The sequence below is a fragment of the Sphingomonas aracearum genome (assembly GCF_003345355.1).
GTDB classification, from domain to species: Bacteria; Pseudomonadota; Alphaproteobacteria; order Sphingomonadales; family Sphingomonadaceae; genus Sphingomonas; species Sphingomonas aracearum.
Map to the genome: position 1 here is coordinate 372,869 of NZ_QQNB01000002.1, position 15,099 is coordinate 387,967.

At 68.9% G+C, this 15,099-nt stretch carries 13 protein-coding genes; 4 read left to right on the forward strand and 9 right to left on the reverse strand.

Annotation, left to right across the window (positions count from 1 at the left end; translation table 11 throughout):
- Positions 1 to 57: 57 nt before the first annotated feature.
- The 6 genes from DVW87_RS08965 to DVW87_RS08990 all read right to left on the reverse strand — a co-directional run bounded on the left by DVW87_RS08965 (position 58) and on the right by DVW87_RS08990 (position 6,329).
- Positions 58 to 468, reverse strand: a complete 411-nt coding sequence (locus tag DVW87_RS08965) for a DUF3035 domain-containing protein (RefSeq protein WP_114687452.1) — start codon at positions 466 to 468, stop codon at positions 58 to 60.
- A complete protein-coding gene (gene lspA / locus DVW87_RS08970; RefSeq protein WP_114687453.1) occupies positions 461 to 979 on the reverse strand; it encodes a signal peptidase II in 519 nt (172 codons plus the stop codon). Before lspA ends, DVW87_RS08965 begins: the two co-directional genes overlap by 8 nt.
- The gene (ileS, locus tag DVW87_RS08975) at positions 976 to 3,903 is read right to left on the reverse strand and encodes an isoleucine--tRNA ligase (protein ID WP_114687454.1); all 2,928 of its coding nucleotides are present in this window, start codon (positions 3,901 to 3,903) and stop codon (positions 976 to 978) included. Before ileS ends, lspA begins: the two co-directional genes overlap by 4 nt.
- Before the next feature lie 195 nt (positions 3,904 to 4,098).
- On the reverse strand, positions 4,099 to 5,028 hold the full coding sequence (locus DVW87_RS08980; RefSeq protein WP_114687455.1) for a bifunctional riboflavin kinase/FAD synthetase: 930 nt from the start codon (positions 5,026 to 5,028) through the stop codon (positions 4,099 to 4,101).
- A gap of 40 nt (positions 5,029 to 5,068) precedes the next feature.
- Positions 5,069 to 5,527: a dihydrofolate reductase gene (locus tag DVW87_RS08985; protein ID WP_114688158.1), complete on the reverse strand. Its 459-nt coding sequence runs from the start codon at positions 5,525 to 5,527 to the stop codon at positions 5,069 to 5,071.
- A gap of 7 nt (positions 5,528 to 5,534) precedes the next feature.
- Positions 5,535 to 6,329 carry a thymidylate synthase gene (locus DVW87_RS08990; RefSeq protein WP_114687456.1) on the reverse strand — a complete coding sequence of 265 codons (795 nt, stop codon included), beginning with the start codon at positions 6,327 to 6,329 and terminating at the stop codon, positions 5,535 to 5,537.
- A 109-nt stretch (positions 6,330 to 6,438) separates the two neighbouring features.
- Here DVW87_RS08990 and DVW87_RS08995 point away from each other — a divergent pair, with 109 nt between their 5' ends.
- Positions 6,439 to 6,828, forward strand: a complete 390-nt coding sequence (locus DVW87_RS08995; RefSeq protein ID WP_114687457.1) for a JAB domain-containing protein — start codon at positions 6,439 to 6,441, stop codon at positions 6,826 to 6,828.
- A 1-nt stretch (position 6,829) separates the two neighbouring features.
- Here the strand turns inward: DVW87_RS08995 and DVW87_RS09000 are convergent, their stop codons facing one another.
- From DVW87_RS09000 to DVW87_RS09010, 3 genes are all read right to left on the reverse strand, one after another.
- Complete coding sequence (locus DVW87_RS09000) at positions 6,830 to 7,561, reverse strand: class I SAM-dependent methyltransferase (RefSeq protein ID WP_114687458.1); 732 nt, start codon at positions 7,559 to 7,561, stop codon at positions 6,830 to 6,832.
- Complete coding sequence (gene prfB / locus DVW87_RS09005; protein WP_114687459.1) at positions 7,558 to 8,685, reverse strand: peptide chain release factor 2; 1,128 nt, start codon at positions 8,683 to 8,685, stop codon at positions 7,558 to 7,560. Before prfB ends, DVW87_RS09000 begins: the two co-directional genes overlap by 4 nt.
- A 91-nt stretch (positions 8,686 to 8,776) precedes the next feature.
- Positions 8,777 to 11,311 (reverse strand): penicillin-binding protein 1A, encoded by a 2,535-nt coding sequence (locus DVW87_RS09010; protein ID WP_114687460.1) that lies wholly within the window; start codon positions 11,309 to 11,311, stop codon positions 8,777 to 8,779.
- A gap of 157 nt (positions 11,312 to 11,468) precedes the next feature.
- On the opposite strand from DVW87_RS09010, the gene DVW87_RS09015 reads away from it, so the two are divergent.
- Genes DVW87_RS09015 through DVW87_RS09025 form a run of 3 tightly spaced genes read left to right on the forward strand, consistent with a single transcriptional unit; the run spans position 11,469 to position 15,025 of the window.
- Positions 11,469 to 12,911, forward strand: coding sequence for an efflux transporter outer membrane subunit (locus tag DVW87_RS09015; RefSeq protein WP_114687461.1), 1,443 nt, complete (start codon positions 11,469 to 11,471; stop codon positions 12,909 to 12,911).
- A 4-nt stretch (positions 12,912 to 12,915) separates the two neighbouring features.
- Positions 12,916 to 14,310 (forward strand): efflux RND transporter periplasmic adaptor subunit, encoded by a 1,395-nt coding sequence (locus DVW87_RS09020; protein ID WP_114687462.1) that lies wholly within the window; start codon positions 12,916 to 12,918, stop codon positions 14,308 to 14,310.
- Entirely contained in the window at positions 14,300 to 15,025 is a 726-nt protein-coding gene (locus tag DVW87_RS09025) for an ABC transporter ATP-binding protein (protein WP_114687463.1), read from the forward strand. The genes DVW87_RS09020 and DVW87_RS09025 overlap by 11 nt, the downstream gene beginning before the upstream one ends.
- Positions 15,026 to 15,099 lie beyond the last annotated feature (74 nt).

Below are 15,099 nucleotides of genomic sequence, written 5' to 3' on the forward strand. Positions count from 1 at the left end.
CCGTGGTTGGCGCTCGCTTGTGCGCGGCCGGACCCGGGCCCGGCCGCGCCAGATCATTCAGTTCGGGGCCGAAACCCGCGCGGCCTGCCCGTCGCCTTCCGGCGCGGCGACGATGTCGCGCGTGATCTGGCCCTTGTCGACCACGTTGGTGTCGGGATCGCCCACGGCCGAGCGGATGCCCGGATCGGCGCTGATGCCGGTCGACTGGATCGCCTGCGCCTCCGTTCCGCTGCGCGCGGCGGGGCCGCCGAACAGCGCCGACAGCGCCTGCTGGCTGGGCGAACCGGCCTGCGACACCGGTGCGGCGCCCGGCTGCGGCGGGACCAGCGAGAAATCGGGCGGGATGACCAGCGGCGCCTGCCGCGCTACCGCGAACTCGTCCGGGCGCGCACGGTCATAGCCGCGCTTGCCGCAGCCGGACAGCAGCGCGGCGCCGATGAGACCCGCCGCGACCACAGACTTACGCATTCCCATTCTCCACCCGATCAGACTCAGCGTCCGCCTTGCCGCCCGACACGATCGCACGGACAAGCAGCACCAGCACGCCGATCGTAATAGCCGCATCGGCAAGGTTGAACACCAGAAAAGGCCGCCATTCGCCAAAGTGCAGGTCGGCATAATCGACCACGTACCCGAACCGCACGCGATCCAGGATGTTGCCGATCGCACCGCCCAGCACGAGGCCGAGCGCGATCTGGTCGCCGCGGTTGCGCTCGCGGATCATCCACACGAGCACGATCGCGGCGATCGCCGCGGTGAACGCGACAAGGCCCCAGCGCATCGTGTCGGAGGTCGCATGCAGCATCCCGAGCGACACGCCGCGGTTGGCCACGAAGCGCAGGTTGAAGAAGCCGGTGACGACATGCTCGCCGGTCAGCTCGTTGAGCTGCATCACGTCGGTGACCGCGTATTTCACCGCCTGGTCGGCAGCGAACAGCACCGCCGCCGTGGCGAGGCCCGCGACGGGAACCCGGCTCATGCCACCACCCCGGCGCACCGGTCGCACAAGGTGCCGTCCTCCTTCACCTCGGGCAGGTGGCGCCAGCAGCGGCCGCATTTGAGATAATCGGTGGGGGTCACCGCCACCGCATCGCCGCGGCTGACTTTCGCGACGATGAACGTTTCGGTCAGCTTGTCCACGGGAAGGGGCAGGTCGGGCACCGTCACCTCCGCTTCCAGGCTGGAGCGGACGCGCTTCTCGCGACGCAGCGGCTCGATCGCCTCCGTCACCTGTTGCCGCAGGATGCGCACCTCCTGCCAGTTGGTGGACACCGCATCGTCACCGGGCAGCGCCGGCAGTTCCGGCCAGGTGAGGAAGTGCACCGAACCATCCTCGGTCGGATAGCGCGCCTGCCACACTTCCTCCGCGGTGAAGCAGAGGATCGGCGCGGCATAGCGGACGAGCGCATGGAACAGCAGGTTCAGGACTGTGCGATACGCCCGTCGCGTCACGCTCTCCGGCGCATCGCAATAGAGCACGTCCTTGCGGATATCGAAGAAGAAGGCCGACAGGTCCTCGTTGGCGAAATCGGTCAGCAGCCGCTGGTAGCGGTTGAACTCGAACGCGTCCGCCGCCGCCTTGAGCTCCACATCCAGCCGGCCAAGCAGGTGGAGCACATAACGCTCCAGCTCCGGCATCTCGGCCACACCCACTGCCTCGTGCGCCTCATACCCGTCCAGCGCGCCCAGCAGATAGCGGAACGTGTTGCGCAGCTTGCGATAGGCGTCGCTGGCGGTGCCCAGCACCTCCTTGCCGATGCGCACGTCCTCGAAATAGTCGGTGGAGGCTACCCACATGCGCAGGATATCCGCGCCGCTCTCGCCGATCACCTTCAGCGGATCGACCACGTTGCCGAGCGACTTGGACATCTTGCGCCCCTTGTCGTCCAGCGCGAAGCCGTGCGTCAGCACCGCGTCATACGGCGCCCGCCCGCGCGTGCCGCAGGACTCCAGCAGCGACGACTGGAACCAGCCGCGATGCTGGTCGGAGCCTTCGAGATAGAGATCGGCGCGAACGCCTTCGCCATAGCGCGCCTCGACCACGAAGGCGTGGGTGGAGCCGGAGTCGAACCACACGTCGAGAATGTCGCGCTGCGGCTCGTAGTTGGCGAGGTCGTAGTCCGGGCCGAGCAGCGCCTGATGATCCGCGGTGAACCACGCATCCGCCCCGCCCTCGCGGAAGGCGGCCACAATCCGCGCGTTGACGGCCGGATCGTTCAGATACTGGCCGGTCGCCCGGTCCACATACAGCGCGATCGGCACGCCCCACGCCCGCTGGCGCGAGATCACCCAATCGGGCCGCCCTTCCACCATCGACCGGATGCGGTTCTCCGCCCGCGCCGGCACCCACCGCGTCCGCTCGATCGCGTCGAGCGCGGTCTCGCGCAAGGTGGCGCCATTCCCTTCTCCCCTTGTGGGAGAAGGAGGGAGCGCCGCAGGCGCGGAAGGATGAGGGGGAGTGAGACTCGAAACATCCCCCTCACCCTCCCACTCGGCTGCCGCCGAGCGGGCCCCTCCCTCTCCCACAAGGGGAGAGGGGTTCTTGTCCATCGGGATGAACCATTGCGGCGTCGCGCGGAAGATCACCTTCGCCTTGGACCGCCACGAATGCGGATAGCTATGCTTGAAATCGTCCGAAGCCGCGAGCAGCGCCCCCGCCGCGCGCAGGTCCGAACAGATCGGCCCGTCGCTGGCGGTGAACTTCTTGTTGATGACGCTCCCCTGCCCGCCGAGCCACGCCCAGTCCTGGCGGTACATGCCCGCGCCATCCACAGCGAACACGGGATCGAGCCCGTACGCCTTGCACAGCTCGAAATCGTCCTCGCCATGGTCCGGCGCCATGTGCACCAGACCGGTGCCCGCATCGGTGGTGACGAACTCGCCCGGCAGGAAGGGCCGCGGCTTGGCGAAGAACCCGCCCAGCGCATGCATCGGGTGGCGCGCCACCACACCTTCCAGTTGCGAACCCTTGATCGAGGCCAGCGCCGTCACGCTGCCCGCTGCATCGCCGATCTTGAGAACAACGGGATGGCCGATCCGCGCGCCGAAGCTGTCCAGCAGATCATGCGCCACCAGCAGCGTGCGCGGGCCTTCCGCCATGTCGTCGAAGCGGACGAGGAGATACTCGATCTCCGGCCCATAGGCCAAAGCCTGGTTGACGGGGATCGTCCACGGGGTCGTCGTCCAGATCACCGCATGCGCGCCGACCAGCTCCGGCGCGTTCGGCGCCTCCACGATCTCGAACGCCACGTCGATCTGCGTCGAGACGATGTCCTCATATTCGACCTCCGCCTCGGCCAGTGCGGTCTTCTCCACCGGGGACCACATCACCGGCTTGGCCCCGCGATACAGCTGGCCGGACTCGGCGAACTTCAGGAGTTCGCCCACGATCACTGCCTCGGCGTCGAACTTCATGGTGAGATAGGGATCGTCCCAGTCGCCCATCACGCCCAGCCGCTCGAATTCGGCGCGCTGCACCGCCACCCACTTCTCGGCATAGGCGCGGCATTCGGCGCGGAACTGGTCGACAGGCACGTCGTCCTTGTTCAGCTTCTTGGCGCGATATGCCTCCTCGACCTTCCACTCGATCGGCAGGCCGTGGCAGTCCCAGCCGGGCACGTACGGCGCATCCTTGCCCATCAGGCTCTGCGAGCGGACGATGATGTCCTTCAGCACCTTGTTCATCGCATGGCCCATATGGATGTCGCCATTGGCGTAGGGCGGGCCGTCATGGAGGATGAAGCGCGTGGCGCCGTGCCGCATCTCGCGCAGGCGATCGTAGACGCCGATCCGCTGCCAGCGCTCCAGAATGCCCGGCTCCTTGGCGGCAAGGCCGGCTTTCATGGGGAAGTCCGTCTTCGGCAGGAAGACGGTGTCGCGATAGTCTTTGGCGGTATCGGTCATGTCGAAGGCGGGATTAGCGGCGATTATCTTAAACGGATAGATGCATGCTGTCTTTGATCCTCCCCTGCAAGGGGAGGTGGCCTGCCGCAGGCAGGACGGAGGGGTGTCCCCGTCGGCGCAGCACGGAAACCTCTTCGACCGGTATACCCCTCGTCACGCTGCGCGTGCCACCTCCCCTTGCAGGGGAGGATCCAATTAGCGGCATGCAAGCGCCGCTCTTGCCCGCGCGCAGTCCGCCTCCATCTGCGCCATCAGCGCCTCCAGCCCGTCGAACTTCGCTTCCGGGCGAAGGAACTCGATCAGCTCCACCTCCAGCCGCTGTCCGTAAAGATCACCGGCAAAGTCGAAGAAATACGGCTCCAGCAGCTCCTTGGGCGGCGTGAACTGCGGCCGGATGCCGAGGTTCGCCGCGCCGTCCAGCCACCGCCCGTCCTCCAGATGCCCGCGCACCGCATAGATGCCGTAAGCCGGGCGCAGATAATGCCCCATGTCGATATTGGCGGTGGGATAGCCGATGGTGCGCCCCACCTTGTCGCCGTGCTGCACCACGCCCTCGATCGCGAACGGCCGCGTCAGCAGCCGCGCCGCCTCGCGCGGATCACCCGCCTGCAGCGCCTCGCGGATCCGGCTGGACGAGATCACCCCGCCCGCATCGCTCACCGCCCCCACCGTATCGACCGAGAAGCCGCGGTCGTCGCCCATCGCGCGCAGCACGCCAACGTCGCCGGAGCGCGCCTTGCCGAAGGTGAAGTCCTCGCCCGTCACCACGCCGCCCGCGCCGATCAGGCCGAGAAGCCGATCCTCCACGAACTGCGTTGCGGTCAGCCCGGCCAGCGCACCGTCGAAGCCGAACACCAGCATCGCATCCGCGCCCGCCGCCGTGAACAGTCGCTCGCGCTGATCCAGCGTGGTGAGGCGGAACCACGGCGCGTCGGGCTTGAAATGGCGCACCGGATGGGGATCGAACGTGGCGACGATCGCCGGCCGGCCCTCGGCCCGCGCCCGCTCGATCGCGCGGCCGACCACCGCCTGGTGGCCGAGGTGAAAGCCGTCGAAATTGCCGAGCGCCACGATCCCGCCGCGCAAGGCCTCGGGCACGCGCGCGCTGCCGTCCAGCCGCTGCATGGCGCTGCTCTAGCGGGTAGCGGCGGGGGCGGCTAGAGCGTCACCGCTCCAGCCGAACGAAGCTGTAGGCGGGGCGCCCGTCCTCTGCGGCATGATCCTCCCGCCAGAGCTCACGCCACCCCTCGAAGGGCGGCACCACCGCGTCGCCCGCCGGCGCGCAATGCACCTCGGTCAGCTCCACCGCCTCCGCCTGGAACAAGGCGAACACTTCCGCCCCGCCGATCACCGCCACGTCCCCGCCGGCGAGCGCCAGCGCCTCGGCGGGCGAATGCGCCACTTCTGCATCCTGTGCGCGCCACGAACGGTCGCGGGTCAGCACGATGTGGCGGCGGCCCGGCAATGGCGCCGGAAAGCTCTCGAACGTCTTGCGCCCCATCACCATCGGCTTGCCCATGGTCTGCGCCTTGAAGCGCCGAAGGTCCGCCGGAAGGTGCCAGGGCAGGCGCCCGTCCACCCCGATGACCCCGTTGTCGGCCCGCGCCAGGTGAAAGGTGATCACCGGCACCTCACACCGCGACCGGCGCCTTGATATGCGCCTGCGCCTCGTAGCCGATCAGCTGGAAATCCTCGAGTTCGTACGCGTCGATCGCCGGCGCCTTGCGCACGATCTCCAGACGCGGAAGGGGACCGGGCGTCCGGCCGAGCTGTTCCCGCGCCTGATCCAGATGGTTGAGGTACAGGTGGCAATCGCCGCCGGTCCAGATGAACTCGCCCGGCTCCAGCCCGCACTGCTGCGCCAGCAGATGGGTGAGCAGCGCATAGCTGGCGATGTTGAACGGCACGCCCAGGAAGATATCCGCCGAGCGCTGGTAGAGCTGGAGCGACAGCCGGCCGTTGGCGACATGCGTCTGAAACAGGCAATGGCACGGCGCCAGCGCCATGGCACCGAGCTCGCCCGGATTCCAGGCGGTGACGATCTGGCGGCGGGAGGCGGGTTGCGTCCGGATCTGCTCGATCAGCTCCTTGATCTGGTCGATGTGCCGGCCGTCCGCCGTTTCCCAGTCCCGCCATTGCTTGCCGTAGACGGGGCCGAGATCGCCGTTCTCGTCGGCCCATTCGTCCCAGATGCTGACCCGGCGATCCTGCAGCCAGCGCACGTTGGTGTCCCCGCGCAGGAACCAGAGCAGCTCCACGATGATCGACCGCAGGTGCAGCTTCTTGGTGGTGAGCACCGGAAAGCCCTGCGCCAGGTCGAACCGCATCTGGTGGCCGAACACGCTCAGCGTGCCGGTGCCGGTCCGGTCCATCTGCCGTGCCCCCGAATCGAGCACGCGCTGCATGAGGTCGAGATATTGCCGCATCGCGCCAGGGTAGCGCCGCCCGGCAGCGCCGCCAAGCACGGCGCGGCTTGGCTCCGAAATGGAGGCGTCCCCGCTGGCCGCCGCCGCAGTTCCCCTCATAGCCGACGGCATGGCCCACTCGCGCGCGCCGGGGCGCATCACCGACAGTCACCTCGCCCGCGCACTGTTCGGCTCCCTGGCACACTGCCTGCAGGAAGTGAGCGCCTTTGCCTATCTCGATGCCGACTGGGGCCTGCTGGGGACGCGCCACGCACCCGGCCGCGCTTCCGCCGCCGCGCTGTCGATCCGGGCAGTGGCGCTGGACGTACTGGCATTCCGCGCCGCGCGCGTGCTGATGGCGCACAATCATCCGCGCGGCGATGCCGTTCCCAGCGAGGGGGACCTGCTCGCCACGCGGCGCCTGGCGGGGGTGCTGGAGGCGCTCGGAGCGCCGCTGCACGACCACCTGATCCTGGCTGGAGAGGCATGGTCCAGCCTTCGCACGATGGGCCTTCTCTAGCTCAGGCGATGCGGCAGGCGCGGATCGCCTTGGGCTCTGGCCGAGGCCCTTGCGCACGGAACGTCGCCAGATAGCCGCCCGCGGACGGCATGTCCTTCACCGCCACCTGCGCATAGCCCACCGCCGCCATCTCGCACCGCAGCAGCGCGGGCGGGGTGCCATGGTCCCGGGTCGGGCGATCCGCGTCCACCACCACCACCAGCCCGCTGGGCCGGAGCGACGGACGCATGCGCCACAGGAATTCATACGGCTGCTCGATCTCATGGTACATGTGCACCATCAGCACCCGGTCGAAACTGTTTGCCGGCAGCCGCGGATCGGACGGCGCACCCAGCCGCACGCTGACGTTCTCCAGCCGCTCGCGCGCCACGCGCTCGGCCAGCTGATCGCGCACGGAGGCCATGATGTCCTCCGCCAGCACCCTGCCCCCGCGGCCGACCCGCTGGGCCAGGCGGATGGTGTAATAGCCCTCGCCCGCGCCGATATCGGCCACGGTCATGCCGGGCGCGATGCCCGCCTTGTCCATCACCTCGCCCGCCTCGTTCAGCCGGTCGCGTGCTTCCTCGGTGGACCAGCGCGAGGAGATGATGCGGGCGACCGGCCGGTCCGCCGCCGGGAACGGTCCCGGCTCCTTCGGCTTGCGCTTGAGCAGCGGCTGCGAGCCGTCGCAGGCGGCCAGCGCCAGCAGCGCCAGCGCGCCCGTCAGCACTGCAGCACGCCGGCGGCGGATCAATCCACGTCCTCCACCTCGACCGCCTCGCCGGTCACCCGCTGCGACAGGGCGGCGGCCATGAACGCATCGAGATCGCCGTCCAGCACGTCCGACGGCGCCGTGGAGGTGATGCCGGTGCGCAGGTCCTTCACCAGCTGATAGGGCTGGAGCACGTAGGAGCGGATCTGGTGCCCCCATCCGATGTCGCTCTTGGTCGCGTTCTCGGCATTGGCCACCGCTTCGCGCTCGGCCAGCTCCCGCTCGTACAGGCGCGCGCGCAGCTGGTTGTAGGCCTCGGCCTTGTTCTTGTGCTGCGAACGCTGGTTCTGGCACTGCACGACGATGCCGGTCGGCAGGTGGGTGATGCGCACCGCCGAATCGGTGGTGTTGATGTGCTGCCCGCCCGCGCCGGACGCGCGATAGGTGTCGATGCGCAGGTCGCCGTCGTTGATCTCGATCTCGATATTGTCGTCGATCACCGGATAGACCCAGACGCTGGCGAAGGAGGTATGCCGCCGCGCCGCCGAATCGTACGGGCTGATCCGCACCAGCCGGTGCACGCCGCTTTCCGTCTTGGCATAGCCATAGGCGTTCTCGCCCTTCAGCAGCAGGGTAGCGGACTTGATGCCGGCCTGCTCGCCCGAATGCTGGTCGACCAGTTCCACCTTCAGCCCGTGCCGCTCGGCCCAGCGCTGGTACATGCGGTTGAGCATGCCGGCCCAGTCCTGGCTCTCGGTGCCGCCCGCGCCGGCGTTGATCTCGACATAGGTGTCGTTGGCGTCGGCCTCGCCGGCCAGCAGCGCCTTCACCTTGTCGCGCTCGGCGCGCTCGGCGAGTTCGCCGAGGCTGGCGACGGCATCGCGCTCCATCTCCTCGTCGCCTTCGGCTTCGGCCATTTCGATCAGCTCGACGGTGTCGTTCAGCTCGGTTTCGATCGCGCGGGTGGCGGTGATCGCCTCGTCCAGGCGGCGACGCTCGCGCATCACCTCCTGCGCGGCCTTGGGATCGTTCCACAGCGCCTGATCCTCGACGCGCGCGTTGAGCTCGTCGAGCCGCCGCCGCGCGCGGTCCCAGTCGAGGAAACGGCGCAGCAGCGACAGGGCCGCCTTGATGGTGTCTACGTGAGCCTGCGCTTCGGCGCGCATGGGTGTAACCTCTCAAACTTGTCTCGCCGCCGTCGGTCGACAGCCCGTCGCCACGGACATGGCGAACACGATCACGATATAGGGAGCGGGCCTAGTAAATCCCGCCCTCCCTTTGCAAGAAGTCGCTGTCGCGCTGCTGCTCGCTGTGCCGCTGTGCGGCGGCGGCCGCCTTCGCCCTGGCCGCGGCGGCGGCGGCCATCATCTCCTCGGGCGTCTGACGCTTGATCGCGCGCCGTTGCTCGCTTTCCGGCTTGAACGCTTCCCAGATCACCCCCGCCTTCGGGTCACTGGTCGGCCACGCGCCATAGACCGGGCGTCCGGACGCCCGATCGATCCGCACCATGCGCACGCCGGCCGGCGCCTGGAACGGCAGCTTCGGCAGCCCCTCATAGGCCTTTTCCGCCCAATCCTTGAAAATCGGCGCCGCGATCGTGCCGCCCTGCGCAGAGCCGCCCAGGCTGCGCGGCGTGTCGAACCCGATATAGACGCCGCCGATCATCTGCGGCGTGCCGCCGATGAACCAGACATCGGTCGGCCCGGAGTTGGTGCCGGTCTTGCCGAACATCGGCCGGTCGAGGTCGCGCAGCACGGTGGCGGTGCCCCGCTGGATCACGCCCTCGGCGATGTGCACCATCTGATAGGCGCTGATCGCGTCCACGATCTGCCGCCCGCGGATCACCGGGCGCGGCATCGCCTTGCCGTCCCAGTCGCGCGCGTTGCAGCGGTCGCACGATCGCCACGCGTCCGGCCAGATCACCTTGCCATGCCGGTCCTGCACGAAGTCGATCAATGTCGCGGGGTGGCCCCGCCCCTGGTTGGCGAGGATCGAATAGGCGTTCACCATGCGGCTGACGGTGGTCTCGCCTGCCCCCAGCGCGAACGACAGATAGGACGGGTACTTGCCCACGCCGATCCGGTCCATCAGCTTGACGACCTTGGGCATGCCGGTCTGCGCCGCGGCGCGCACCGTCATCAGGTTGCGCGACTGCTCCACGCCCCAGCGCATGGTATGCGGGCCGGAACCGCCGCCGCCAAAGTTGCGGAAGCACTTGTTGCCCAGCCGCGCACCCTGGAACACGCAGAACGGCCCGTCGACGATGATCGACGCCGGCGTCATCCCGTTCTCCAGCGCGGCGGCGTAGACGATCGGCTTGATGGTGGAGCCCGGCTGGCGCAGTGCCTGCGTTGCGCGGTTGAAGCTCTGCACCCGGCTGTCGAACCCGCCCTGCATGGCGAGCACGCGGCCGGTCGCCGGCTCCTCCACCACGAAGCCGCCGGAGATCTTCGGGATCGCCCGCAACGCAAAGTCGCCCGGCGCGCCCGCAGCCGGCGCCACGGCGATGATGTCGCCCACTTGCAGGGCGTTGAACGCCTGCCCGCCGACATTGCGCACCGGCATCTGCGCGGCCCAGCGCGGCATGGTCGCGGTCTGCCCGCTGGCAAAGCCGATGGTCGCCTCACCGCGGCTTTTGTTGATCACCATCGCCGCGCGCCAATCCTGGTAATCGAGCGCGATGTTGGTGTTGAGGAACACCCCGCGCCAGTTCTCGGCGGTGATTTCCTTGTGCGCGATCGGCCCGCTCCAGCCGCGGCCGCGATCGAAGCGCAGCAGCCCCTGACGCAGCGCGTCCTGCGCATATTTCTGGATGCGCGGGTCAAGCGAAGTGCGCACCCACAGGCCGCCGGCATAGACGCTGTACGGCCCGTCCGTTTCCTTTTCGCCGAACTTGTCGATCAGCTGCCGGCGCACTTCCTCCACGAAATAGCCTGCGCCCTCGACCTCGCGGCGCGGAGTCTGGCGCGGTACGGTGCCCAGGTCCTCGGCCATCGCGCCGTCATACTGGCCGCGGCTGATCCAGCCGTTCTTCAGCATTTCGCGCAGCACATAGCCGCGCCGCTCCAGCGCGCGCTCGGTGTGGCGGATCGGATCGTAGTTGCTTGGGCCTTTCGGCAGGATGGCGAGGTACGCCATCTGCGCAAGGCCGAGGTCCTTCAGTTCCTTGCCGAAATAGGCATAGCTCGCCGCCTGCACACCGAACGCATTGCGGCCCAGCGCGATCTGGTTGAGGTACAGTTCCAGGATCTGCTGCTTGGTCAGCGTGTCCTCGATCTTGTAGGCGAGGATCGCCTCCTTCAGCTTGCGCGAATAGCTCGCCTCGGCGCCGACCAGCAGGTTCTTCACCACCTGCTGCGTGATGGTGGACGTGCCGCGCGGGGTCTGCCCCGTCGTCAGCCCGGTCCAGGCCGCGCGGGCAAGGCCGGGGTAATCGAGGCCGTGATGCTCGAAGAACGTCTTGTCCTCCGCCGCCAGGAACGCGCGCACGAGCAGCGGCGGATATTCCGAATAGGCCAGCAGCACGCGCCGCTCGCGCGCATAGGAGCGGATCGGCGTGCCGTCGATCCCGCGCACGTTGGTGGGCAAGGCCGGCTCGTAATGTCGCAGCGCATCCACCGACGGCAGCGTCCGAACCACAAGCAGCCACAGCAAGCCCATGCCGACCGCCGCGATCGCCGCCAGCACCACCAGCGCCTTTATCCACCAGCGCCCCCACAGCCGGCGCACAAAGCCAGGGCCACGATCGTCGGGCATGCTGAAATTGACGGGGGAGGTATCGGCGCTGGGCATGTCGAGCGCATCGCCCTAGCAGAGTTCGGCCGCCTTGCCAGCCACTCGCCTCGCCTGCCCGAAACGGTGAGCGGCGTCACCCGGCGTGGGGGAAGGCGCGACAAACTGCGACAATATTTAAGTTGCCGTACATATCCGCGCTGCTCAACTGGCACGCATGGCCCGCAACCGACCTCTCGCGCTGCTGCTCGCCACCGCCCTGCCGCTTCAGGCCTGCGCGGTCGGCCCCGATTATGCGCCGCCCTCCTCCGCCGGGCTCGGCGTGCCGGCGGGCTATTCCACTGCCAATCCGGGTGGCACCCTGCCGGACATCACGACCTGGTGGACGCGGTTCAACGACCCGCTGCTCACCGGCATCGTGGAGCGGGCAAGGGCGAACAATCTCGACATCGCGCAAGGCGTGGCCCGCCTTCGCCAGGCGCGGGAGGGATTGGCACAGGCGCGCGGCGCGGCGCTGCCGTCCGTCAGCGGATCGGCCGGATACAACCGCTTCGCCTTCGACAATGTCGGCGACCGCGACAACTTCTCCCTTGGCGCCGACGCCTCCTATCAGGCCGGCATCTTCGGCGAGATCCGCCGCAACGTGGAGGCGAACCGGGCCACCTACGCCGCCAGCGGCTACGATCTTGCGACGGTGCAGACCTCCGTCGCCTCGGAGGTCGCGCGCAACTACATCCTCGTGCGCAACGCGCAGACCGACCTGCAGATCGCCCGCGATTCGCTGCGGGTGCAGGACGAGAACCTCGAAATCACCGGTTTCCGGGTGCAGGCCGGCCTCGTTTCCTCGCTGGATGTCGAGCAATCGCGCGCGCAGCGGGCGCAGACCGCCGCGCAGATCCCGATCATCGAACAGAACCTGCAAGCCGCGATCAACCGCCTGGGCGTTCTCACCGGCCAGGCGCCGGGCGCGCTGCGCAGCGAACTGACCGCCGCCCGGCCGATCCCTGTCGGGCAGGAGCCCGGCGGCATCGGCGTGCCCGCCGACGTGCTGCGGCAGCGGCCGGACGTGCGCGCGGCGGAGCGGACGCTTGCCGCCAACACCGCCGCGATCGGCGTGGAGCAGGCCGCGCTCTACCCGGCGCTCAACATCACCGGCAATATCGGCACGGCCGCCTCCTCGATCGGCTCGCTGACCAACCTCGTCACCGGCGGCCTGTTCGCCGGCCTGACGCAGCTGATCTTCGATGGCGGTCGCACACGCTCGCGGGTGCGGGCACAGCGCGCCGCCGCGGAGGGTGCGCTCGCCAACTACAAGCAGGTGGTGCTCATCGCGCTGGAGGACGTGGAAAACGCCCTCACCGCGTTGCAGGCCGCCAAGGACCAGCAGCGCGAGTTCGCCGTCGCGCTGGACGCCGCGCGCAACACCGCCATCCTCGCCCGCAGCCAGTACCGCACCGGGCTGACCGACATCACCACGCTGAACACCGCCGAGGCGAGCCTGTTGTCCGCCCAGAACGGGCTGGCGGACGCGCGCGCCAGCCAGGCAAGCGCGCTTGTTCAGCTTTATCTCGCACTGGGCGGTGGTTGGGATGCCACAACCGTTCCCACCGCCACACCGGCGCGCGCCTCCGTGCCCGCCCGCGCGACCTCGCAGGACTGAACCGATGGCAACCGATACCAACCTCGACGAATTCCTCGGCACCCGGCAGGTGCCGCGCTGGCGCCGCTACCTGAAATGGGTGCTGGTCGCGATCGGCGTGATCCTGCTGGCGCTGCTCCTGCGCCACTTCCTCGCGCCCGCCGCGACACAGGGCTATGCGACCGAACAGGTCGCCCGCGGGCCGCTTCAGGTCACCGTGTCGGCCACCGGCAAGCTCGCCCCGACCAACCAGGTGACGGTGGGCTCCCAGCTGTCCGGACTCGTCACCAAGGTCGTGGTGGACGTGAACGACCGGGTGGTCGCCGGCCAGCCGCTCGCGCTGATCGATCCGGAGCAGCTCGACGACCAGATCCGCCAGCTCCAGGCGCAGATCGCCGCCAACCGCGCGCAGGTCGGCCAGCAACGCGCGACCGTCGCCGAATCGCAGGCGCAGCTCGCGCGCCTGGAGGAAGTCTACAAGCTGTCGGGCGGGCGCGTGCCCTCCGGCACCGAGCTTCAGGCCGGCCGCGCCGACTATCAGCGCGCCCTCGCCGCCCTGAAGGCCAGCCAGTCCACCGTGCTCGCCACCCAGGCGCAGCTCGCCCAGATCCAGACCCAGCGCGCGCGCGCGGTCATCAAGTCGCCGGTCACCGGCGTGGTGCTCGCCCGTCAGGTCGATCCGGGCCAGACGGTTGCCTCCTCCTTCAACACGCCCACCCTGTTCGTCATCGCCGAAGACCTGTCCAAGATGAAGCTGGAAGTGGCGATCGACGAGGCGGACGTGGGCGAGGTGAAGCTCGGCCAGAAGGCGAACTTCACCGTGGACGCCTTCCCCGGCAGGACCTTTCCCGCACAGATCACCCGCGTGGATCTCGGCTCCAACCTGACGGTAAGCGCGGCCACCGCATCCACCTCCAGCGCCTCCACCACCAGCACCACCGGCCAGGTGGTCAGCTACGCGGCGGACCTTTCCGTGGCGAACCCGACCTTGCAGCTGCGCCCGGGCATGACCGCAACGGCGGACATCGTGACCTCGGACAAGCAGAACGTCCTGCTCGTCCCCAACGCCGCCCTGCGCTTCAAGCCGACGGCGGAGGGCATCGGCCAGAACAGCGGCGTGGCCGGCGCGCTCACCATGCGCGGTCCCCGGCGCGGCGGCGGGGCGCAGCGCCAGGTGCAGGTCGGCCGCGGCGGCACGCAGACCGTCTACGTCAAGGGGCCCGACGGCCAACCGCGCCCGGTGCAGATCACCACCGGCGACACCAACGGCCAGGTCACCGAGGTGCTGGGCGGCGGGCTGAAGCCGGGCATGCAGGTCATCACCGGGCAGCTGTCGGGCGACAAGGGGAGCGGCGGCGGCCAGCGCCAGCGCCGCGGCGGAGCGGGTGCCGGCGGGAACGGGGCGGGTCGTGGCCAGTAACCCGGAGCCGCTCATCCGCCTCAGGAACATCACCAAGACCTATGGCGAGGGCGCAACCGCCTTTCAGGCGCTGAAGGGCGTGGACCTCGACATCCAGGCGCGCGATTTCATCGCGGTGATGGGCGCCTCGGGCTCGGGCAAGTCCACCACCATGAACATCCTCGGCTGCCTGGACGTGCCGACCGGCGGCGAGTTCCTGTTCCGTGGGCACCATGTGGAGAGCCTCGACCGGGATCAGCGCGCGCTGCTGCGCCGTCGCTATCTCGGCTTCGTGTTCCAGGGGTTCAATCTCCTCTCGCGCACCACCGCGCTGGAGAATGTCGAGCTGCCCCTCCTGTATCGCGGGGACAGCAAGAAGGACCGGCGCGACGCCAGCATGGCCGCGCTGGACAAGGTGGGCCTCGGCCGCTGGTGGGACCACACGCCGGCCGAGCTGTCCGGCGGGCAGCAGCAACGCGTCGCCATCGCCCGCGCGATCGTGACGGAGCCGGACGTGCTTCTCGCCGACGAGCCGACCGGCAATCTCGATTCGGAGCGTTCGGTCGAGATCATGGAGCTCCTGTCCGATCTCAATGCGAACAGCGGCATCACCGTGCTGATGGTCACGCACGAGTCCGACATGGCGGCCTTCGCCCACACCGTGGTGCACTTCAAGGACGGCCTGGTGGAGCGGATTGAGGCGAACCACCGGCCGGGGGAGAAGGTCGATGAGTGATCGCGACGCTTCAAGCCCCTCCCCTTCAGGGGAGGGGTTGGGGTGGGGGGCCCCAAACGGCTCGCTCGCGGAGC